The following is a 23,029-nucleotide window of genomic DNA, read 5'->3' as shown; positions in this document are numbered from 1 at the left end:
ATGAATTACAGTTACAGAAGCAGGATTAAATTTACCGCAAGATTTTTATTGGCCCTATGGCTTTTACAGCTCGTACAGCCAATCAGTACATGGGCACTAACCTCCGGGCCTTCTCAGCCCGAGGCGCAATCTTTTCAGCCGGTTGGCGTATCTGATATGGTTGATCTGTTTAGTGGAGATTTTAAATATAATATTCCTTTAATGGATATTGATGGATATCCCATTAACCTGAATTACCAATCTGGGACAGGTATTGACGATGAAGCCAGTTGGGTAGGATTGGGATGGAATTTAAATGTGGGTGCAATTAACAGGCAGCTTAGGGGGATTCCTGATGATTTTAATGGCGATAAATTAAAGACACAACATTACACCAAGGCCAAAGTTACCGTTGGTGGCCGCTTAACCGCAAGGGCAGAATGGTTTGGAGGGGCAAAGGTAAGGGGGTCTTTTAGCTTTGGGGTTTTTAGCGATAATTATACAGGGATGGGGGCAGAGATTAGCGCAAATGCCGGTATGTCTTTTTCATTGGCAAATGATGGTATGCTCACGGCGGGTATGGGCATTGGTGTGCTTTCCAATACTTCTTCGGGAGTAGATGTGACGCCAAATATATCACTGTCTATTTTTGATAATAAGAGGGAAAAAGGATTGTTGTCTTCTTCTTTTAGCTCTTCTCTAGGTTATAATTCCCGCTCTGGGTTGAAGTCGCTCAGTTTTGGTCACAATTTACTCATGACCAGTACTAGTAATACCTATAACTTCAATACAGAACCGATCATGCCCAAAATACAGTATCCTTATTTTTCCGATTATTCGTCTTTTAGTGTAGATGTAGGCGGAGCGCTCTTTGGAGGCTATGCAGGAGTAGGAGGTACAGGGTATAGAAATATTAGATCAGTAGTAAATGATGGGAAACTAGAAAATCCTGAATACGGATTTCTTTATTCGGAAATGGGAAAGGATACCAAAAATGCTGTTCACGATTTTCTTCGTGAAAAGGAAAATCCCGTAATTCCTGAACTTCCAAACTTAGCATTGCCTATTGGAACTCCCGATGTTTTTAGTTACAATAGTCAGGCAGGCTCTGGGCAGTTCCGTCTTTACCGTGGCGGTACAGGTGTTTATTTTGACAATGAAGTGAACGATGCTTCTAAAACGAATACCGCAGGCTTTGATATTGGGGTTGGTGGCTACGCTCATGGTGGAGTCGCTATATTTAATCAAAGAACTTCCAATGTATCACGCAAGTGGACAGCCAATAACAATTACCTGAAAAATGGTGATTTTCAGAAAGAATCATTAACCGATCCCAAAGCACAGCATGTTTTCTTCAAGCACGCAGGAGAAAATAATGTGGAGGATAAGCAACTTTCAGATGATTTAGGTAGTGTAACGCCACTGATGGTTTCAACTTCAGGAAAAACGGCTAATGCAGCCTTTAAAAAAGTATTTGGCTATAACAGTACCATCACAGAGTCTATACCTGTTCTTGCAAAGAAGAATAAAGAAGTTCAATCATCAGTAGTTTCTTACCTTACAGCAGCGCAGGCGGCAAAGGTTGGAATGGATAAACAGATTAAACATTACAATTTTATTGATGAGATTGGATTTAATCCTGCCCAGTTTAACCCCTTGTCCGTTGAACCAACCAAAGAGCTCCGTGATACGGGTTACAGACAAAAACACCACATTTCTGAGCTTACTGTAACCAGTGGGGCTGGCCAGCGTATGGTATACGGCATCCCGGTATATAACCTGGCGCAAGAAGAAATTTCTTTCGCTCTAGCCAATACCAATGATAACCGTACCGGTAGAACAGATATTGTAAACATTAATCCCCTTGCACCTCATAGTGTTTTGAAGACTGATGGAAGAGGGATTGACGACTATTTTCACACTGAAAAGCAGCCTGCCTATGCTTACAGCTATCTTATTTCTGGTATTTTATCGCCAGATTATGTAGATAAAACCAGCGATGGTATTACGTCCGATGATGATGGAACAGCTATTAAATTTAATTACAGCAGGATTTCGAATTACAGATGGCGTACACCTTATGGCAATAAAAAGAGTGATAATACCCATGTTCCCGAAGCCAGTTTAAACCGCGGGCAACTGGCAGATCCTGATGATGATAAGGGCTCTATCGTATATGGCGAAAAAGAGATTTATTATGTACACTCTATCGAATCAAAAAATAAGGTGGCCTTTTTTATTACTAAAGACCGAGATGATGCCTTAGGGGTAAAATCTTGGCAGGGAGAACCTAGCTCGGTTGCTAAACAGAAGCAATTAGTAGAAATCCGATTATATTCTAAACACGACTATAGCAAACCAATCAAGGTTGTGAAATTTAAATATGGTTATGATCTGTGTAAGAGCACGCCAAATTCAGCTGCAGAGGGTGGTGGAAAGCTTACTTTACAAAAGGTATGGTTTGAATATGGCAATACCCATAAAGGATCTAATCATCCCTATGCATTTAATTACAATAAAGGCTTAAATAATAATAATCCTGAGGTGCGCTATGGAGTAATGAATACCGATCGGTGGGGAACTTATAAGCAGGGCGCTAACCCCGGTGGATTAAACAACGAAGAGTATCCTTATGCCGATCAGGATGAAACCCGGGCAGATGAGGCAGCAGGGCTTTGGAACATCAGCAGCATCGGTCTTCCTTCTGGTGGGAAAATTGCCGTAACCTACGAAGCTGATGATTATGCATACGTACAGAATAAACGCGCTGCAGTGATGGTGCCTTATCGGCTTAACAACGGTGGTGCAGATGAAATTAGCCTAACGGTTGATGAACAGCCACCCAGTACCGAGCGCAATAAAACCAGGTGGTTTAAAAAGAACTACTTAAATGGTTCCGATTATATTTATACCAAATCGACCATCAATTTGGGCAATTCCAATGCACCCGCGGCAAATGGGGGGGATGATTTTGTACCTGCCTACTGTAGGGTAGATAGTGTGCATTTCGAAGGTAGCGAGGTCAAACTGATATTGGAGCAGATAAGCGAAAGCGATGTAACCACTAACCCCATCCGTTTTGCAGCCTGGCAGAAACTTAAAAACGATTATCCGAAATTTGCCTACCCAGGTTATCAAAACCGTGTTGAGGATAACGGATCGGGATTTGAAGCTGCCATTACAGCTATTTTCAATGCTTCAGGCAATTTAAAAGAACTGCGCGAAAATTTTTATCAAAAAGCGAAAAGAAAAGGTTATGGATCCAACATTGATGTTTCGCGTTCTTTTGCCAGGATAAGCTTAAATTCAAAAGCCAAAATAGGCGGCGGTGCCAGGGTGAAAAAGATCGCAATCAGTGATGAATGGAGCAACCTCAGCGGTAGTGCGGCCAGGTCTGGCAGTTACGGGCAAAGTTACACCTATACTACAAAGGATGATACTGGCCGACAGATTAGTAGTGGTGTTGCCGCTTACGAACCTTCGGTAGGTAGTGATGAAAATGCATTACGCCAGCCTGTACCTTATGTGCAAAAAATAAAGGGTGCCATTAACAATTACTTCGAGCTGGAAGAACCTTTTGGCGAATCGCTATACCCCGGTGCAAGTGTGGGTTATAGTAAAGTTACCGTAGTTGATCTCGATCAGGATGGCAATGAAATTCTTATTGCCAATAGCCCAAAAACTGGTTATGTAGTGAATGAGTTTTATACCGCAAAAGATTTTCCGGTGCGGGTAACCGCTATGCCGATGCAGAAATACAACCCAAGGCCACAGCAACAGTATTCAATTATTTCGACCAATAGTATAGAAGAAATGATCCTCTCACAGGGATATATGATTGAACTGAACGATATGCATGGAAAGCCGAAATCCAATCGCATCTTTAATCAATCGGGTGCAGAAATTTCATCGTCGGTGTACGAATATCAGGTAGATAACCCAAAGGCGGTAGAAAAACGGTTAAACAATAATGTGAGCATCATTAACGCAAAGGGGCAGGTAGGCCCTGGTGTAATTGGCAGGGATATAGAACTGTTTACCGATTTTAGGGAACAAGAAAGCAGCAATAATGGTACTGCTATTAACTTTGGAGGAGACGTAATTCCTTTACCTTTCTTCGGTATTCCAATTTTTATACCGCATCTTCCTTTTGGGACGAACAGCGAATATAAACTTTTTAGGTCTGCATGTGCAGTAAAGGTAATACACACTAATGGACTGATTAAAAAAGTAATTAAAACCGAAAATGGTTCTTCTATAGCGGTAGAGAATGTGGCTTATGATGGTGTTACGGGCGAAGCGCTGGTAACCAAAACCCAGAATGAGTTTAAACAGGATTATTATTCGGTAAACCTGCCGGCTTACTGGATGTACAAAGGCATGGGCGCAGCTTACCAGAACCTGGGTACGATGGTAAAAGACTTTAATACGGGTACAAATGGTGTGATACAAAATGCAACTTACAGCAGTTTTGTAATGCCGGGCGATGAATGGGTAGATGTGGCTTTAGGTACCCATTATTGGGTAATTGAAACTGCAGGTGCCAAAAGATTAATCGACCGTGAGGGTAAAACTGTAACTGTAAATATACCACTGGCCAAAATTATCCGCTCGGGCTACCGCAATATATTGGGTACACCTACCACAAGCGTGGTTTGTATGGAAAACCCAATACAGGGTAGTCAGTTTAAATTGGTTTCGACAGGTGACCTAAGCAGTTTAAAGGTGATTTCTACTTCGGTGAATCTTTTTGATGAGGCTTGGGTGATAAATAATTTTAATTCTTCTATTCCTGCTGAAATCATTGAAGACAAATCCCTGAATTGGTACATGCGTGAAAATGAGTACGTACCCTCTTCAGGAGCCTCTGCTTGTGTTGATACTGAACCTGTTCAGGCTACAAATAACCTGGCTGCCTATTTGTATTGTAACATTGCAGGTAGTTTTTTCAATAGTCCTGGAAGGTTAAAGGCATCTAATGTTTGCCCTGTAGAGGTAAATTGGGAAAATACTTATGAATTTAGCATGAGTTTTACTGTTCCCCAAACAAAAACTTATTATGTTGGCGCAGGAAGAAATGGTTCATCGATGAGTTATATTTTTGATTGTACTGATGACGGAATTACATATGTTTCTCCAGTAAATCAATGGACAGTTTTGCCCGTTTATCTAACGGCAGGTGTACATAAAATTACAATGACAATACCCAAAAGCTCACTACCAAATGAGGCTATAGGAGTTGAACTTTACAATAATACATTGCAGCAAATTCAAAATGCAGGTGACGGTAGTGGAATTAATATCATTTTTAGTACTGCACAATTGAGAGGGAATATTCCTACTCAATCTTCTACTGTTTCAACTCTATTTCAATCTTCAACCTATTCTACCTTAGAAACCTATTTTCGAGCAAATTACAGGACCTATCATTATAGTTATTCAAATGGGCAACCGGTCGGTGTTTGTGATGTCGTTCAACCCGGAACAGTTAAAATTATCAATCCCTATATACAAGGCTTCATTGGCAACTGGCGCCCTTACCAAAGCAAAGTTTACCAAACCACACGTAAATACAACGATGTTTTTACAGCGGGTAAACGGGGTATGGACCTTAAAAAAACAGGCTTTTTAACCACTTATACCTCCTGGTGGAGCAATGCAAACGGTGGTGGTTGGATTCAGAATCCAACTTCAAACTGGGTAAATGCCAATACCGTAACCTTATACGATAAGTATGGCCAGGAGCTTGAAAATAAAGATGCTTTAAACCGTTACAGTGCCGCTAAATTCGATTTTAACGGAGAATTACCAGCTGCGGTGGCTTCAAACGCCATGAATAGGGAAGTTTACATAAATTCTTTTGAAGATTATAGATCTAAGTTTAATAGTGATAGTGTAGCCTTTAAAAATAAAACCATTAAAGGTGAGTTATATAACCCGGTTGGCGATAAGGGCTTGACGAATTTGATCGATAGTACGGTTTCACATAGTGGTAGATCCAGTCTCAATATCTATTCTACGGGTATTTTACTAGATACCAAAATCCATGCCGCAGAACATAAAACGGCTGGTTATCTCAGTTCATCTGCTACGGGTTATTCACTTTTAGGAACCACAGGTCTTTATCCAAACGGTTTTGAGCCTATGCCCAATAAGGAATATCTGTTTAATGTTTGGGTTAAGGATAACAATCCTTTAATCCGTAGCACAGATCTGAATATCAACATTAAAGGTGATGGCAGCACTTTAACTCCGGTAGATTTAAAATGCAAGGCGATAGTAGAAGGCTGGAAATTAATGGAAGGTACCATTTATACAGGAGGTTCTTTTGGAGATATTCCTGGAGCAACCTTGCAGCTGATTGTTAAATCTACAAATGGTGTAAAGCTGGATGATATCCGCATCCACCCTAAAGCAGCACACTTAAAATCTTACGCTTACGATAGTCGCAGTTTTAAACTGATGGCCGAACTGGATGAAAATGCCTTTGCTACTTTTTACGAATATGATGATGAAGGATCGCTGGTACGGGTAAAGAAAGAAACCGAACGAGGTATTGCCACCATTAAAGAAAGCCGATCATCGTACAGAAAGAACTAAAGATAATACAAATGAAAAACCGCTATAAAAACATCATATTCTTATCGCTGGCCATGGGTATTGGCCTGGCCGTATCTTTTGCAAGCATGGCAAAAAAATCGGCTAAAAAACCTGTTGCTAAAGTAGTAGCACCTGTTGATACCGTTTTTGTTGTGGATACCATAAAACTGGAGCGCTTGGCCAAAATTGCCAAAGATCTCCAGTTCGATCAGGAAAATATTTCCATCAGTGGCAAGCTTAGTGTGCACAATGGGAGCGATAGCAGCCAAAATGTAAGCAAGCTCCCATACCGTTTAATTAAACGGGGCACTACATTTTATTCGAGCCTGGGTTTAACCGAAACATTGAATGCCAATGGCCTTTACATCTATGTAGATAAAGGGCAAAAGAAAATTTTGGTATCACAGGGCAAAAAAATCACCGCGCAAAATATTCTGCCCGATATGCAACAGCTTATTAAGCGGATGAAAGAAGAAGAATATCAGATCAGGGAGAATGTGGTAAATGCTACTGAAAACAGGATTTCACTTTTGAACCCCAACCACATCCAGTGTAAAGAATATGCTATTTATTTTGATAAAACTAATCTCCATGTAAAAGGGGTAAGCATCAGGATGAGCAATATAGATGATCCTCTGAATGCCAAAAAAGATAAAACAGTCGATTTTAGGTATGCCAATACGCTTGCCGATGCATCGAAACTGATGAGCACACGCATCTTAAGGAAGCTGGCTAAGAATCAATACAGTACCACCGATGCTTATAAAGGTTACGAAGTAATTGTGCGCATGTAAACCTATTGAGGTTTAGTGTATTAGAGATTGAAAAATATTTTAAATCAGCTGATCATCGCTGGTTTATACCATAAGGAATTAAGAATAAAGATAATATGTTAAGAACGCTCCGTTTTGTTTTTTTTACAGTGGTGTTGCTTTTTGTTCAGCAGTTTGCTTTTGCAGCTGTAGAACCCTATCAAAACTTTTTGAAGGGCCGCATCAAGGTTGGCGATTCGTTATTGGTAAAAGACGAAAAGTTTAAAAACCCATCATTTAACTGGGCCGATATTACCAATATTTCGGTAAAGAATACCGTTTCACTACAGTTGCTTAGTGAGCAGGCCATTGCACAGTCTTTTAGTTGTAAATTAACCTTCAGGGTAGAATATTTTAGCAGTCCTGCACAGGTAGAACCAACCAAAATCGATTCGGCCAGTCTCAGCATCAATTACGATAAAACAGCCGGAGCAGCTTATAAAGGAAAGGATATTTTTTCTTTCGAAAACGGGTATTATGTAAAAGTGTATGTAACCGGTATTTCGAGTCCGCAATATGGCAGCCAGCTACCAGAGGTAATTCAGTTAACCAGTCATATCGATATCGACCGGAAATACGTTTTTAAACCTTTTCTTTTCATCGGTCTAAATGGCGAAACCACTTTGGGTACCCAAAGTGGACTTAGAAGATTAACTGCTGGTACGAGGATTAACAACAACCGGCAACTTGCCTTAAGCTGGGGATCTGTTTTGGGCGCTGAAGAATATGATATTGAATGGGTAGCTGTTGACGCTGAAAGTGAATGGGGGGCTATGGCCCAAAGTATGGCACCCCCAAATACCATAAGTTCTACCAATTACAGTAGCGCGCAGATTGCGCCCATGTTTAGGAACAACGCTACCCGCATTACCACCTATAATAAACAGCAGGACACCATTTCATTGGTGTATAATGCCGATTACATTGTGGTCAGGATCAGACAGGTTAGCTATACCCCTGATGGTTTGAGGAACGAAGGTGAGTGGTTTTATACTAAGGAAAACAATACCGAATATGCGGCATGGCCGCTAGACTGGCACGAGCCGAATCTCAACTGGCAATATTCTGCCGCCTTTGCCGAAGAAGGCAAAAAGAAAGAAGTAATCAGTTATTTTGATGGCTCCCTCAGGGGCAGGCAAACGGTAACCCTGAACAGCAGCGATAATGTAGCGGTGGTGCAGGAAAACGTGTACGATCAGTTTGGCCGTGCCTCAGCCAGTATTCTTCCAGCCCCGGTAAGAGAAAGCAACGGTTCTTCCTTTCTTCACTATTTCCCCGCTTTCAACGTCGATGAGGCAGGACATCCTTATAGTTTGAACAATCTCAATCTTTCCGGCTGCGAAATACAACCAGCTAAATTGGGCACAGGTTCAGGAGCATCGAATTACTATTCGGGCGAATTTTTGGGTACTACATTGGGCGGAGAAAGGGATTTTAATAAGTACATTCCCGATGCTGAAAAATACCCATTATCAGTAACGCAGTATACCGCAGATAATACCGGAAGAATCAAACTTCAGGGCGGAGTTGGGCCGATGTTTCAGCCTGGGCCAGAAGGCGGAAGACGTACTACCCGTTATTATTATGGTAAACCACAACAAGAGGAATTGGATATTTTATTCGGTAACGATGTAGGTTATGCTGAGCACTATCTTAAAAACATGGTGGTAGATCCGAACGGGCAAATCAGCATCAGTTATTTAAATGCGGGTGGTAAAACCGTTGCTACAGCGCTGGCGGGCAGAACACCAGATAACGTAGACGGACTTGCCTCAAAACCAGCTGAAAAAGAGGTGCGGAGCAATATTTTAAAGCCCGAGCAATTTCAGTTTAACGCCAGTACTTTAAGCCTTTCGGCAACTACCACCTACATGGCGTCGGTAACCGGGGATGCAAAGTTTAAGTTTGATCTCGAAAAGCTGATTCATACCTACCCTGAAGGACCTTTTCATCCCTGCAGCAGTTGTTATTACGAACTTACGGTGAGCATTGTAGATGATTGTAAAAATAAAATCCCATTTAGTTTACCAGGTGATACGCTAAGAATAGGAACTAGTGATGTGGTGTGCGATTACATCAGTAACCTGCCCGATAGTATCAGTACCATTTTTCCAAATATTGGTGAATATTACATCACCTTCAATTTTGCATTGAGTAAAAAGGTGATTGATAAGTTTACCGATAATTTTATTAATAAAGGGCAGGAAGCGCTGGTACTAAAAAAACGTGCCGACTTTGTAATTAAGTATTTAGAAGAGAATCAATTCTCAAATTGTTTTACCGATTGTAGCACTGCACGTGCCAAGTTGGGAACAGAACAGGCTTTTACGGCCATGTTTAAAGATAAATTGATGAAATTGGGAGAGGAGAACCCTGATAACTACAATGCCGTAATTCATACAACTTTCACTAAAATAAGTGATAGTATTACGGTATTAGTAGGAAAGTGTGCTCAGCTTTCGTCGCCCTGCGAGGTTTACCGCAAAGCCATGTTATTGGATGTATCACCAGGTGGGCAATACGCTATGCTCGATGCACAGGGCAATATGACAGAGCCATTAACCAATGTGCTCCTGATTAATTTCCATAATACCGTATTTATACCAACCGATTCTGAAAGTACGGCTTATAAAGAAAATTTGGTAACCAAAGAAGATGGCAGCACAACTTCTCCTTATGATGCTAATTTTAGTCATGCAGATCTGGTAAAATATTGGAAACCCGAATGGGCTGAAGTGTTTCTTACTTTTCACCCCGAAAAGTGTAAGCTCGATTTCTGTAACCAGCAGGTGGCCAGTAAAATGTGGGATCAGAAAATCGAAGCCATAGAAGAGGCTTCAACGGCAGGTTATAATACCGATAATACTGCAAACTGGTTGTTAAGTCTGGATCCGTTTTTTAATGGTGCAGGAAGCGTTTATGCTCCTCAAATGCTGATTGATCTGCAACAGTATAGCAACAAGGTGTTAAACCTAACCAGTATCAGTACCAAAAGTTTAAGTAAAGTAGTTGATTTCTTAATTTACTGCGCACCGGAAGGTTCAACCACCAATGGCGCTGGTACCCCAACCAACAATTGGGATTATTGTTCGCCAGTTTATGCCTGCAGGGTTTTCGATCGCGAATGGGCGTTATACCGCACCAAGTACTTAGAGCTAAAAAACAAATATTATAACCAGCTTAGGGATGCAACTACCTGCCAGGATAGTAAGTGTGTTATCGGTGCGCCATTTAGTACCAATCAGGGAGCGCCATCAACCGGAAATACTTGTACCAGCAGGTTAATGAGTACAGAGAGCTTTTTGGTAAGCACAAACACCTACAGGACCAAAGATATTCTGAACAATATTCAAACTACTTATTACTATGTTGCAGGTAATATTTCTAGCCCTCCAAATGCTGCGGGATACTGTAGTCAAAATACGGTAAGTATGACCTTTAAACCTTGTATTGATGTAATATTGGGTAGCAGTACCACCCGTTATAACGGTGTTTGGGAAATTATCTGTAAAGAGCCAATACCCGTTGGCTGTGGTTTAACTTACGAAATTTATGCTGATGAATTGAACGGGCCTAATAAGTTTTACCGGACCTATTATCCTGAGCGTTATTATTTCACAGTTATAGAGGGCTATGATCAAAATAATGAACCTCCAGCTTATTGTCCTCCAAATGGAGACTCATTACCAACCTATTTTTATCCGTGTCTGAATGTTTATGTAAATGGAAGCGCTTACTCCTATACCAACGTATGGCTAAGCACTTGCATAACAAACCTTAATCCCGGTGGCGGAGGCGGTGGTGGTGGCGGTAATCCATGCGATGTGCCAGTATCATCAATGATGCGTGCTGTTGCTGATAACGTAAACACCAATCTGGTACAGCCATGCGAAGAAACCATTCAGTTACAGGCCTCACGTACAGTGAACCAAGAGGTAGTAGCCGATTACCAGAGCCATGTCATCTATAGTGTAAGTACTGTAGCTGAAGCACAGGCAAAATCTGGCGTTGAAGCCAAAAAAAGTGCTTTTAGAAAACGTTTTGGTAACTATACATTTAAACCTTATTTCGCGCTTAAAATCAGGGCAGGCGAATATAAAATTTTTAGAAACGTATATGTTGCAAATTATATACCCGATACCAGTTCGGTAATTAGCCACCGCAGAAAAATAGAACGCTTTTTAAAAGAGCGTAAGGCATCTAAAACAATGGCCTTAGCCCGTTCTGCCAGTACTGATGGGCAGGAGGTGCAAAATATTCAGGAAAGTCAAAGCTTTGGCATTACAAGTGGCAACCATATCATATATACCGAACAATATAGTAATCCTCCGGTTTATATGTGTAGAAACGAATACTATTACAACGAGGAGCGCCAGTTGATCTTTACGTTGGTTAATTCCAATAATCAACCAGTAATAGCTACGAGTAATATTACGATCAAACTGCAGTTTTATCATATTTATGGAAGTTTTCCTCAGCCACCTCAGTACTGGTTTAGTTATGTAACCATTGTAGCTGGTCAATCTAGTAACTCGTTAATCTATCAAACAAGAGCATACACTGATAACGGAAGTGCTTGTGTTGCTGATGACAATTATTTCGATGGTATTGTAGAAATTACAGGACTTGATGATGCTGCCAGCTGCCCACCTATATACGCTACAAAGAAAAGCAGCTTCGATCCGGTAGTTACCCAGGCATCTACAAATCCTTATCAATACGAAAGTGATCAACAGGCTGCTTTAAGCAGCCAGGTCGCAACAGCAAGTAATTACCTGGCCGATGTATGGATAGAGCGCCTAAAAAAGGGACTTGATGCGCGCTCCATAGCTGAGTCTGATAGAAATACTTTAAGGGCAAACCTAATCGCTTTGAGCAGTAAAGCAGCAGATGTTAATCACCCATTTGGAGCCAGTACACTGGCAGATGGACAGCCATCCTTAATCATAAATGGTAATCAGGCCCGTTCCTTTGGTGATGTGATCCGTTTTACCTTAAACATTGGCGCATTTGATGACTTGCTTAATCCATGGCTTATCGATTCACCATACCCTTACGAACCACTGCAGCAGGCCACTGAGCAGTTTATTTCGTCAACAACTGATCTACTCTGTAATAAACTGGCCAGTTTAAGAACATCAACTGATAATGCCGTATTTTATCAGAATCTTAAAGATCAGTATGGTACAGTAATGAACCTTAGCTTACCCGAATTTTTAATATTGGTGGAAGGCTGTGAGAACTGTAAACATCTCCTTAAAAAAGACATCAAACTCCCTGTTTTTTTACAGGAAGGAACAAAAGGCTGCATTACTAAAGGTGAATTTGATGCAGCCATGACCGAGATGCGTGCTGCATTTTATAATACCATTAATACCAGCTGGAGCAATTACCAAACCATTGTGACCAACTATATCAACCAGAAGTTCGGTTTTACCCTGAGTTATGATGACTATAATGCTTTTGAAGGCCGTAGCGGACTACTCTGTAACGAAACCGGTTATGGCACAATAGCCGACGATCCTTATGCCTGTGCAAAATCGTTGATTGAACTCTCTTACGGAATGGGGAACAGGGAATACGAAGTGTACATTGCCGAAGAACGCCAGAAATTTGCAGATTCTTACATCAGTACCTGCGCGGCTGCAAAGGCCAATGTTACGCTGACTGCAAAAGAACAGACCTATCATTATACGCTTTACTATTATGATCTGGCCGGGAACCTGATCCGCACCGTACCACCAGAAGGGGTAACACTTTTGCAACCCAACGATATGGAGCTGGTTAAGCGTAACCGTGCCTTCAAAACATCCGATTGCAGTGGAGAACCAGAACGACCAATAACCACTGAAGCCTCCGCGCTTAGTAACTTAAGCAGCATCTTACAAAATACTGGCAACAACGCCATAGAAATGTGGTTATATGCGGCTTTAGATGGTAGCCGCCAGTTTATAGGCACCACGCCTGATATGAAATATATGCTACAGGCCTGCGTAAACGGTAATCTGGTAAATGTTGATATTTTTACCCTAAACCAAACTGCGGCAGATAATGTAAGCATTACTTTGAGCAACCATGTTACCGCAGATGTAAGCGATATTTTTCCGCTTGCCCCATGGACACACCTTGTGGTGCAAGGCGCCAATCTGGCGCAGGGTGCCCTGCAGATTTATGTAAACGGTAAAGGTTATGCACCTGTTGCCGGAGCACCTACAGCGGGCTGTGGCTGGGCCATTACCAGCAACCCGATTGCCATGCCCCATAATTTTGCCAATATTAAATATTTAAGGACCTACCACGACCGTTTAATGTCGGCCGGTGAAATTGCGGCCAATGCAGCTAGTGGCTGTTTTGCAGCAATTGATGAAAACGCGATAGCCAGGTTCCGTTTTAACCAACCGGCACCAGGCGGACCAACTACCCTTGCCGATAACAGTACCCAAGAAACGCAATATAACGGTATTTACCCTGGGCATGTACTTAAAACCAGTTATGTATATAATGCCACTAACCAGGTATTACAACAGGAAACACCAGATGGTGGGGCAAGCAATTTCTGGTACGATTACCTGAGCCGTTTGGTGTTTTCGCAAAATGCAAAACAGGCAGCAACTTCAGATTATAGCTTTACCAATTACGATGCGCTGGGCAGGATTTTTGAAGTTGGCCAGAAAAATCTTACAGGAGATAAAAAACCAACAACACCATACCTGGAAGATTCTCGGTACCGCGAAATTCTGAACAATAATACAGGAGCAGATAGCCAGATTACCCAAACTTTTTACGATGATAAAGCGCCAGGATCAGCGGGCGTAAATATTACCCTCGAGCAAGATAACCTGCGCAAAAGGGTATCGGCCAGTATTTATCGCGATAATAGAAGTACTGCAGCCATTAACGCCAGTTATTACAGCTACGATGTGGGCGGAAATGTGAAAAGGTTGTATCAGCAGATAAATGGCCTTGGCATAAAAACCCTCGATTACGAGTACGACCTGATTAGCGGTAAGGTAAACCTATTGGCCTATCAGCACAGCAGAACAGCTACACCTGAGAAAGACCAGTTTTACTATAAGTACGATTACGATAGTGAGAACCGTTTAATTGCCGCCTGGACCAGTACGCGGGCCAACATGACCAGCTATGGTTTTGGCAGTGAATTAGATAACGACTATAAACGTTTAGATGCTTCGTACCAATATTACCTGCATGGCCCATTAGCCAGGATGGAACTGGGTCGTGCCACGGCAAAAGTACAAGGAGTAGATTATGCCTATACCTTACAGGGCTGGCTAAAAGGGGTTAACGGAGCTACCCTGAACGATGCCAGCAAAGATATTGGTGCCGATGGTACTGCAATAGCTAAAGATGCATTGGCTTATAGCCTGGGTTATTATAATGGCGATTACAAAGCCATTTCAACTGCCGCTGGTGCTTTTGAGCAAGGTTACCAGGGCAATAATAACGATGCTGCCGGAAAACCTTTGTTTAATGGGAACATCAGTAACAGTACTTATGCCATTGCAGGCATTAATGGAGGTGCAACGGTTGGTTACAGTTATGGTTACGACCAGTTGAATAGAATCAAAACCTTCAGGCACCACGAAGCCATAGGCGGTACCTGGAATTCGGGTAGCGCGGGTAATAAATATAAAGAAGATTTTACTTACGATGGGAATGGAAACATCCTGGCTTTGCAACGGAGCAACCAGGGCGGTATAACAATGGATGCGTTTGATTATAAATACGAGCGTGATACCAAAACCGGTCGCTTAACAACTAACCGCTTAAGGCAGGTTGCTGATGCGGTAGGTGGAAGTGCAGGTGATTTTGATCTTGCTGCCGGACAGATAGCGGAGAACTACCGTTATGATCAGATCGGGAATATGATAGGCGATAACCAAAGTGGCGTCAACAATATCGATTGGTCTGTTTATGGAAAAATCCGCTCAATTGATAAAGGTGGTAACAATATTGCCTATACTTACGATCCATCAGGCAATCGGGTAAGTAAAACCACCAGTACTTTAAATACCTATTACGTACGCGATGCCCAGGGCAACAATTTAGCGGTTTACGATAATGAGGGCGGAACCATCAACTGGCAGGAACAGACTTTGTATGGCAGCAGCCGTTTGGGAATGTGGCGGCCGAGTATTAACTTAGCTGTTGCTGATGGTACTTCTCAATGGGGTACCTATGGTAAAAAGTTCTTTGAGTTAAGCAACCACCTGGGCAATGTGCTATCGGTGATTAACGATAACCGCGATTTTAACGGTAATGAGTTTCTTCCTGTTGCGGTGAGCGGAAATGATTATTATGCTTTTGGTGGGCAAATGCCAGGGCGAGCTTTCAATTCGTCTAACTACCGTTATGGCTTTAACGGTAAGGAGAACGATAATGAGGTAAAAGGCACAGGCAACCAGCAGGATTACGGCATGCGGATTTATGACCCGAGGATTGGGAAGTTTCTGAGTGTGGATCCGATTACCAAGCAGTACCCAGAGCTTACGCCGTATCAATTCGCAAGTAACACTCCGATAGCTGCAATAGATAGAGATGGATTGGAATCCGCAGTGATGATAGTTCCGAGAGGGGTATCCAACTATGATCATATGCAGGTAATTCAGGGGATGAACAAAACGTACAAAAATTTTTTTACGGGTGTTTTTACTGCCTCTGATGTAAATGATGCAACTGTAATAACTACTTGGATGACAAGAGGTAACAATGCAATTAACTTTGATGGTTCTCCTGCAACTAGCTGGGATAAGGGGCTTGCAGCAGCTGGTGCAGTTATTCCTTTTGTGAGCGGAAGTTTGTTGAAGCAGTCAGCAAAATGGGGTGCAAAAAGTGCTGAATGGCTTTACCATGCTAGTAAAGGAACAAAAGTTGCTGATGCAATATTAGATAATTCAGCTTTACGTAAAGCTTTGGGTGCTGCAATAAAAGCTGGCGAAGAAGCACATCACATTATTCCTGTTCAGTTATTGAAAGAGGAGAAGGTTGTTCAAGATGCTGTAAATGCTGGATTTGAATTTAATACTGCTGTTAATGGTATTGCGCTTAAAAAGTATACCAAGGCTGGCGAGGCTGTTGTTGATGGAGGAGTACATGCAAATCATCCAAATTATACGAAGCAAATTAGAAAAGCATTAAATGATTTCAGTAAAGCAAATAAGAATTACACACCAGCACAGGCAAAAGAGTTTTTAAATGATCTGGTTGGCGAATTGAAGAGTATCATTAAAAAAGAATCTATTGATGGAGGGAAAAAGATCAATGATATTAAAATAAAATAATTATGAAGCCCCAAGTCATGATATGTTTGGGGCCTCATTAATTTCAATACCAGTGATATCTAGTTTGTTGATTGTTTCTCTAATGCCTGCAGAAATGTATGTATTGCTATCGAACGGTAAATTACTTACCAGATCTAAAGTGGTATCAAACCGAGTATTTAATTTTAATTTTTCAGATGAAACTCCCCAGAGTAACCCATTATCTTTTTTTTGTTTTAAATAGTCTTCATATGAATTTAGCTCTAAAATCCCTTTCCTAAATGTGCTTTTAGTCCAGTAGAAAATCGAATTTGAATAATCAATTTTTTTAGTATTATCATCAACTAAATGCAGCCAATAATAGTCATGTACTACTCCTTTTTGATCTTTAACCAGGCATTTATAGTAGCGATGCTCCATTAGGTTGAACCCTTCCAAGATTTGCCTTACCTTATTGTTGACTAAAAAACCATAGGCTGAAATCGCCGCTTGAGATAGCACATCTGTAAGTTTAGCCTTTGGCTCCAGCTTAAACAATATCTCGCTGTCAAAATTAGAGAACTCATCGAACTGGATACTGTGAGCTAGATCTTGGTTTAGGCAACTAGCTTGAGGGAATACATTTCCAACATCTTTGCCGGTGCTGTTTTCTATTGAATAATACATGTTCTGATTGGTATTTAATCGCTTACTTATTGTATAATTTCGAGTTTGATGAGCCTGGCTTTAATTGCGCCATAAGAGCGTCCGTGCAGTTTAGCGAGTTGGGAGATCTTGGTGCCTTCGTTAAAATCCTTTAACAAAAGGCTGTCTTCTTCGGTCGTCCATGGCTGTCCCTGTTTTCCCTTATCTGCTAAAACTTTAAGTTCGGAGATTGCAAAGTAGAGCGCCCTGATTATGGGAGCCTGCTGGTAAGGGCTATCGGGCGGGAAGACCTCTCCCGTTGCAGGGTCAACACCTGCCGCCAGCTGCTCCAGTACCTCCATATGTACGTTGTTATCCTGCATGGGTTTACATGGCGCCTATCTTGGCTGATTTGATGAAGTAGTCTACAGTAGTAAGGAGGCATTCCCTTTCTTTTTCTGGTAGTACGGCAATATCCTGGAAGCGTTTGAGCATAGCGGGGTCCTTAAACAGATTGGCCTGGTCATTCTCACCCAGAAGATAGCCTACGGTGGTATCCAAAATCCTGGCCAGTTTCTTGGCTACATCGATTGACGGCACCATCTCGTCACGTTCATATTTACCGATGGTGGTATGCGAGGTAACGAAAGCCTCTGCAAGTTCCTTTTGCGAAAGGTCCTTTGCCTTTCTGCACTCCGTTAATCTTTTACCGAAAGTATCCATAATGCACCTTTTTATGTATCAATAAACCTATTGTGTAGTGTTATTGCCAAATATATGCATATAAAAATGTTTATTAAAATATCAAAGTGTTGTCATTGTAAATACAATTATGTTTCTTTGCACCTGATAATGTGTATTTAAAAATTGTAAACTTTTTTTTGGAGGATGGAAATAGCGGAAATAAGGCAGCGGCTCACGCTAGCGGAACTGGTAAGGCATTACGGGTTAAAGGCAGATAAACAGAACCGTTTAAGGTGTCCGTTCCACGATGACAAGACCCCGAGCCTGCAACTGTACTACAAAACGCAGACAGCGTTTTGCTTTAGCAGTAACTGCAAAATAAACGGCAAGGCGGTTGACGTAATAGATTTTATCCTGTACAAAGAAGGCTTCGACAAGCTCAGCCCTAAAGACGCAAAACACGAGGCCATCCAGAAAGCGGTAGAAATGCTTGGCATTCTTGAACACAAAAAAGAAAATAAAAACAGCAGTGAAAAAATCATTGGCGGAGCAGCTCCTTCTCTTCCGGAGAGGGCGGGGGCTGAGGCCGTAGAAAGGGCAATGTTCCTGGAGCGAATGTTTACCTACTTCAAGAATGCGGTGCACAACTCAAAGCCAGCCCAGGAATATCTGGAAAAGAGATGCATTGATTTCAGAAATACGGATGTGGGCTACAATGCAGGTCAGTTCCACCACGGTACAAGGAAAGACGAAGCATTGATAAAAGAATGTTTGGAGTATGGAATATTATTGGACCTGGGAATGAAGGCAAGAACTGGGGATGTAGCCTATAAACCTTTTGGTAAATGGTGCATTGTGTTTGCAATGAGAAACAAAACCAATGAAATCGTATCACTCTACTTTAGAAGCACCCTGGCAGACAAAGAGCAACGGCACTTTTACCTACGTGACAGGCAGGGACTGTACCCGAATTACCCGCCAGCAAATACCAGGAAATTACTGCTGACCGAAAGTATTATTGATTGCGTTACCCTTTTACAGCAGCCCGAAATAGCCAGCAGATACAACCTGTTGGCATTGTACGGAACGAACGGACTTACTGACGAGCACCAAAAATCAATCAAAGCGTTAAAAGAACTGGAAGAAATCATCTTTTTTCTGAACGGCGATGAGCCAGGGCAAAAAGCAGTGGCCAAATATGCGCCAATGTTGAAAGCTGAATATCCAAACCTAAAAATCACGAGTGTTGCTGTACCACAGAATGAAGATGTAAACAGTTTACTGCAGGGGCATAACCGCGAAATACTCACCCATCTGATTGATACCAGAAAGGAATGTGACTTTATTCTTTCAAATGAAAAATCAATTGAAAAAGAAAAAACTGAAACTCTTGAAATGTCTATCCATACTGAACAGCCAACAAAAGAAAGGGCAGAGCAACAACCCACAGGACTGAATACCAACAATCCCTACAACCTGAAATACCAGGGCAAGGAAGCAACCTATCAGATAAAGGGCTTTAGGATAGAGCAACTGGACAGCCTGAAAATCACCCTTCAAATACAAGTCCAATGAACAGCATCACCCTGAAATTGGACCTTTACGAGTATAAGCAGGTAGAAAGTGCCTGTAAACTGATAGCTGAAAAACTGGGCCTGCATAAAGATGTGGTAGAAGCTGATTTGATGCAACTGGCCAGTCTTTTGGAACATTACAAAGAAAAGCAGATGCATCAGGCCAAGGGCAAACAGGAAAGTAAGATACAGGTGCCTGCGGCCACAGTGACCAAGTGCATAGCGTTTTTAAAGCAAGAAAACCTAATCAAAAGCATAAACGGACTGATAGGCAAAGCTGGGATTATTGGCGAAGAAACCAACCGTGTTCTGTTGTTCGTTATTGCCAGCAGTTACAAGATGCCCGATACGCTGCACGGACTGATACAGGGCAGTAGCGGAAGCGGAAAAACAAGATTATTGAAAGTTATCAGCCACCTGATGCCCGATGAAGATGTAAAACGGTACACACGGGTAACTGACAACAGTTTCTATAACCAGGACGAATACTTTTTTGTGAACAAGCTATTATGCTTCGAGGATTTGGACGGACTGAAAGAAGATGCACAGCTGGCGGTAAGGGAACTGCAGAGCAATGAAATACTGATCACGAGTACCAGTATAAAAGATGCCAGCGGAAAAATAAGCGGTGGAGAAAGAACCGTAAGGGGGCCGATAGCCAGTTTGAGCTGTACCACCAAAGGCGAAATCTATGAGGACAATGTAAGCCGTTCATTCCTTATTGCAGTTGATGAAAGCAGGGAACAGACACAGAAAATCATCCAGTACCAGAATGAAATATCGGCAGGGCTGATAGAGAAAGGCGACCAAAGAAAAGTAAGTGAGTTTTTGCAGAACTGTATGCGATTATTAAAGCCTTATGAAGTGATAAACCCATACGCCCACAAAATCAAATTGCCCGAAGAAGCCCATAAAATAAGGCGGTTGAACGAGCTGTACCAAAGCTTCGTGAAACAGATTACCTTACTCAATCAATACCAACGAAAGCAGGACAAACAAGGCAGATTGATCACAGAAAAAGAAGATCTGCAGACCGCCTGTGAAATATTGTTTGAAAGTATTTTATTGAAAGTAGATGAACTGGACGGTAGTCTGAGGCAGTTTTTTGAGAAGCTAAAAAACTTTGTAGATAAAAAAGTTGGAGCCGTAGGCGGAAATCCCGATGCTTCGGGAAAAAACAGGGGGTACGAGTTCAACCGTTTTGAGGTACGGGAAGCTACGGGAGTAAGCAAAACACAGCAACATTACTACATACAAAAACTACTGCAGTTGGAATACCTGAAACAGTACGGGTTTGCGAACAGGGGCTTCAAGTATAGGATAGTGTATTGGGACAACATCGCAGGACTGAGAGCCAAAATAAAAGACAGCCTAAATAATCAATTAAATCAATTATAAGCGAACACTACGGAACACCAACCGAACACCAGAATATCATTCAAAAATCTTAAAGTCAATAACTTACAGCTTATAACCCTTCTGGCGTTCACCGTTCTAAAAAGTATGGATATATGGGCAGACCTTCAAGTATCATAGTCGTAAATGCAGACTACATAAAAATAGCACAAACATTCTATCAGTACCAAAAAAGATTGGGCTATGTGCCTGGCAGTTATCAGGCAAGTTTCAATTATCTGAACGAGTTCCTGAGTTGGCTGGAGCGCAAGGGGCTTTTAGAAATCAACGAAATACAAGCCCATCAAATCCAGGAGTATTACCATTACATCAGCGACAGGCCAAGTAAACAAGATGGTGGGGCGTTGAGCCCAAAAACAACGCATAGCCATATGCGGATATTGAGTGGTTTTTTTGAAATGCTTTTACAGGACGGGCAAATAAAAACCAATCCCACCAGTATATTAAAGTTCCCCTATCCAAAGGAAACCACCAGCGAAAGAAGTCGTTTGACACAAGAAGAAATAAAACAACTCTACGAAGCAACAGAAACGGCACAGGAGAAAGCAATATTGAGTTTGGCCTATGGTTGTGGTCTACGGGTATCAGAACTGGTCAACTGCAATATTGAAGATATCAAACTACGAGAAAAAATAATCATTATACCACAAGGAAAAGGCAATAAGAGGAGGGTTGTGCCACTATCAAATGGAGTAGTAAAAGACCTTTCAAGCTATTATTACAATGAAAGAGAAAATCTAACCAAAGGCAGGGACTACAAGCCCAAAAGTACCGCCTTTATGTTTCATTCCAGAGGTGGTAGAATGCAAAAGGCTACTTACAATAAAATGCTAAAAATGATTATTGACAGAACCTCAAACCTGGAACTAAAAGAAAAACAAATCACCATCCATTGCCTACGGCATTCCATAGCCACACATCTTTTGGAGCAGGGGATGCCAGTAGGACAGGTGCGGGTGTTTTTAGGGCATAGCCAATTGGAAACCACCCAAATGTATACACACATCAATCAAAAACAAATGCAAAACCTGATGCGATGATCCTTGAACAATACCTAAAAAATGAATAAAGCAAAACCAGTATCAGCGGTTACGAAAGCACCATAAAAAGATATGTACTGGCAATGGGGAGCAAGGCCGAAATTGCCACCTATACCGATGTGCTGGATTATATCGGGCTTTTAAGGGAACAAAATCTGCATCCAAAATCCCTGCGCAACAATCTTTTTGCCATAAAAATATACTATCGTTTCCTGGTGGCCACTGGAAAGCGGAACGACCATCCCTGCCAGCACCTGAACCTAAAAGACCAGATAAACAGAACTATACAGATTGAAAGCCTTTACCCAAAAGAAATATTGGAAAACCTTTTTGAAACCTGGGAAAGCAGAAAAAAAGTCAATCAGATAAGAGATAAAATAATCATCAGCTTATTGGTATATCAAGCTTTGGTGGTGTTGGAGATTAGCCAACTCAAAGTAAGCGATATAAACCTTGATGATGGAACGGTAAAAGTAAAAGGCAATACCAAAAATAAAAGCCGGACATTGAGCCTAAAACCAAAGCAAATACTGCTGTTCCATAATTATCTTCAGAACGAATTGAAGACTTATAGAAACAAACAAAAACCGAGTAAAAGAGAAGAATACTTTTTATTGAACGAGGACGGTCTACAGCTTTGGAGCGGTAGCATCAACCGAATGATAAACCAGGGCAAAGACGTTCAAAATAAATTAATCCCACTCAAAATAAGACAGTCTGTGATTGCCCAATTGGTCAAGGAAAACAACGATATCAGGATAGTACAGGAGTTTGCGGGACACCGAAGGACATCGGCCACGGAAGCCTATAAGCAAACAGGACTGGAGGAGCTGAAATCGGCCATTGACAAACTGCATCCGCTACAATAATCCCATTCGCACAGACCCCGGGCAAAAAATACAGCCACCCCGTACATACGGGGTTCCCCCTGTCTTTTTTGCCCTTAGCCTGGCCGACCCTTCTGGCGGTTTTTTGTCACGCTTTTTGTACCCCCACAGGGCAGCACATGCGCCTTTCAG

General features: G+C 41.7%; 10 protein-coding genes. 7 read left to right on the top strand and 3 right to left on the bottom strand.

Going from position 1 to position 23,029, the window contains the following annotated elements; genetic code table 11:
- The 3 genes from J7E57_RS21450 (at window position 1) to J7E57_RS21440 (ending at window position 16,693) form a co-directional block, all read left to right on the top strand.
- Window positions 1–6,579: a hypothetical protein gene (locus J7E57_RS21450; protein WP_215131087.1), complete on the top strand. Its 6,579-nt coding sequence runs from the start codon at window positions 1–3 to the stop codon at window positions 6,577–6,579.
- Between the two features lie 11 nt (window positions 6,580–6,590).
- A complete protein-coding gene (locus J7E57_RS21445; protein WP_215131089.1) occupies window positions 6,591–7,373 on the top strand; it encodes a hypothetical protein in 783 nt (260 codons plus the stop codon).
- Window positions 7,374–7,468: 95 nt separating this feature from the next.
- Window positions 7,469–16,693 (top strand): RHS repeat-associated core domain-containing protein, encoded by a 9,225-nt coding sequence (locus J7E57_RS21440; protein WP_215131090.1) that lies wholly within the window; start codon window positions 7,469–7,471, stop codon window positions 16,691–16,693.
- Between the two features lie 15 nt (window positions 16,694–16,708).
- Here the strand turns inward: J7E57_RS21440 and J7E57_RS21435 are convergent, their stop codons facing one another.
- From J7E57_RS21435 to J7E57_RS21425, 3 genes are read right to left on the bottom strand one after another with little or no spacing between them, the layout of a single operon-like run.
- Window positions 16,709–17,338 (bottom strand): hypothetical protein, encoded by a 630-nt coding sequence (locus tag J7E57_RS21435; protein WP_215131092.1) that lies wholly within the window; start codon window positions 17,336–17,338, stop codon window positions 16,709–16,711.
- Window positions 17,339–17,364: 26 nt separating this feature from the next.
- Window positions 17,365–17,679, bottom strand: coding sequence for a hypothetical protein (locus J7E57_RS21430; RefSeq protein WP_215131094.1), 315 nt, complete (start codon window positions 17,677–17,679; stop codon window positions 17,365–17,367).
- A 4-nt stretch (window positions 17,680–17,683) separates the two neighbouring features.
- The gene (locus J7E57_RS21425; protein WP_215131096.1) at window positions 17,684–18,019 is read right to left on the bottom strand and encodes a helix-turn-helix domain-containing protein; all 336 of its coding nucleotides are present in this window, start codon (window positions 18,017–18,019) and stop codon (window positions 17,684–17,686) included.
- Between the two features lie 165 nt (window positions 18,020–18,184).
- Here J7E57_RS21425 and J7E57_RS21420 point away from each other — a divergent pair, with 165 nt between their 5' ends.
- The 4 genes from J7E57_RS21420 to J7E57_RS21405 all read left to right on the top strand — a co-directional run bounded on the left by J7E57_RS21420 (window position 18,185) and on the right by J7E57_RS21405 (window position 22,879).
- Window positions 18,185–19,555: a toprim domain-containing protein gene (locus tag J7E57_RS21420; RefSeq protein ID WP_215131098.1), complete on the top strand. Its 1,371-nt coding sequence runs from the start codon at window positions 18,185–18,187 to the stop codon at window positions 19,553–19,555.
- Window positions 19,552–20,952, top strand: coding sequence for a hypothetical protein (locus J7E57_RS21415; protein WP_215131100.1), 1,401 nt, complete (start codon window positions 19,552–19,554; stop codon window positions 20,950–20,952). Before J7E57_RS21420 ends, J7E57_RS21415 begins: the two co-directional genes overlap by 4 nt.
- A gap of 113 nt (window positions 20,953–21,065) precedes the next feature.
- Window positions 21,066–22,010 (top strand): tyrosine-type recombinase/integrase, encoded by a 945-nt coding sequence (locus tag J7E57_RS21410; RefSeq protein ID WP_215131102.1) that lies wholly within the window; start codon window positions 21,066–21,068, stop codon window positions 22,008–22,010.
- A gap of 83 nt (window positions 22,011–22,093) precedes the next feature.
- A complete protein-coding gene (locus tag J7E57_RS21405) occupies window positions 22,094–22,879 on the top strand; it encodes a tyrosine-type recombinase/integrase (RefSeq protein ID WP_215131104.1) in 786 nt (261 codons plus the stop codon).
- Window positions 22,880–23,029 lie beyond the last annotated feature (150 nt).

The sequence above is a fragment of the Pedobacter sp. ISL-64 genome (assembly GCF_018613605.1).
In the GTDB taxonomy this organism is placed as follows: domain Bacteria; phylum Bacteroidota; class Bacteroidia; order Sphingobacteriales; family Sphingobacteriaceae; genus Pedobacter.
The sequence above is the reverse complement of the archived record's forward strand: the minus strand, read 5'-3'. Positions and strand labels throughout refer to the sequence as shown.

Coding starts and splice junctions, on each gene's coding strand:
- J7E57_RS21450 (WP_215131087.1), top strand. CDS start 1: ATGAATTACAGTTACAGAAGCAGGATTAAATTTACCGCAAGATTTTTA.
- J7E57_RS21445 (WP_215131089.1), top strand. CDS start 6,591: ATGAAAAACCGCTATAAAAACATCATATTCTTATCGCTGGCCATGGGT.
- J7E57_RS21440 (WP_215131090.1), top strand. CDS start 7,469: ATGTTAAGAACGCTCCGTTTTGTTTTTTTTACAGTGGTGTTGCTTTTT.
- J7E57_RS21435 (WP_215131092.1), bottom strand. CDS start 17,338: ATGTATTATTCAATAGAAAACAGCACCGGCAAAGATGTTGGAAATGTA.
- J7E57_RS21430 (WP_215131094.1), bottom strand. CDS start 17,679: ATGCAGGATAACAACGTACATATGGAGGTACTGGAGCAGCTGGCGGCA.
- J7E57_RS21425 (WP_215131096.1), bottom strand. CDS start 18,019: ATGGATACTTTCGGTAAAAGATTAACGGAGTGCAGAAAGGCAAAGGAC.
- J7E57_RS21420 (WP_215131098.1), top strand. CDS start 18,185: ATGGAAATAGCGGAAATAAGGCAGCGGCTCACGCTAGCGGAACTGGTA.
- J7E57_RS21415 (WP_215131100.1), top strand. CDS start 19,552: ATGAACAGCATCACCCTGAAATTGGACCTTTACGAGTATAAGCAGGTA.
- J7E57_RS21410 (WP_215131102.1), top strand. CDS start 21,066: ATGGGCAGACCTTCAAGTATCATAGTCGTAAATGCAGACTACATAAAA.
- J7E57_RS21405 (WP_215131104.1), top strand. CDS start 22,094: ATGGGGAGCAAGGCCGAAATTGCCACCTATACCGATGTGCTGGATTAT.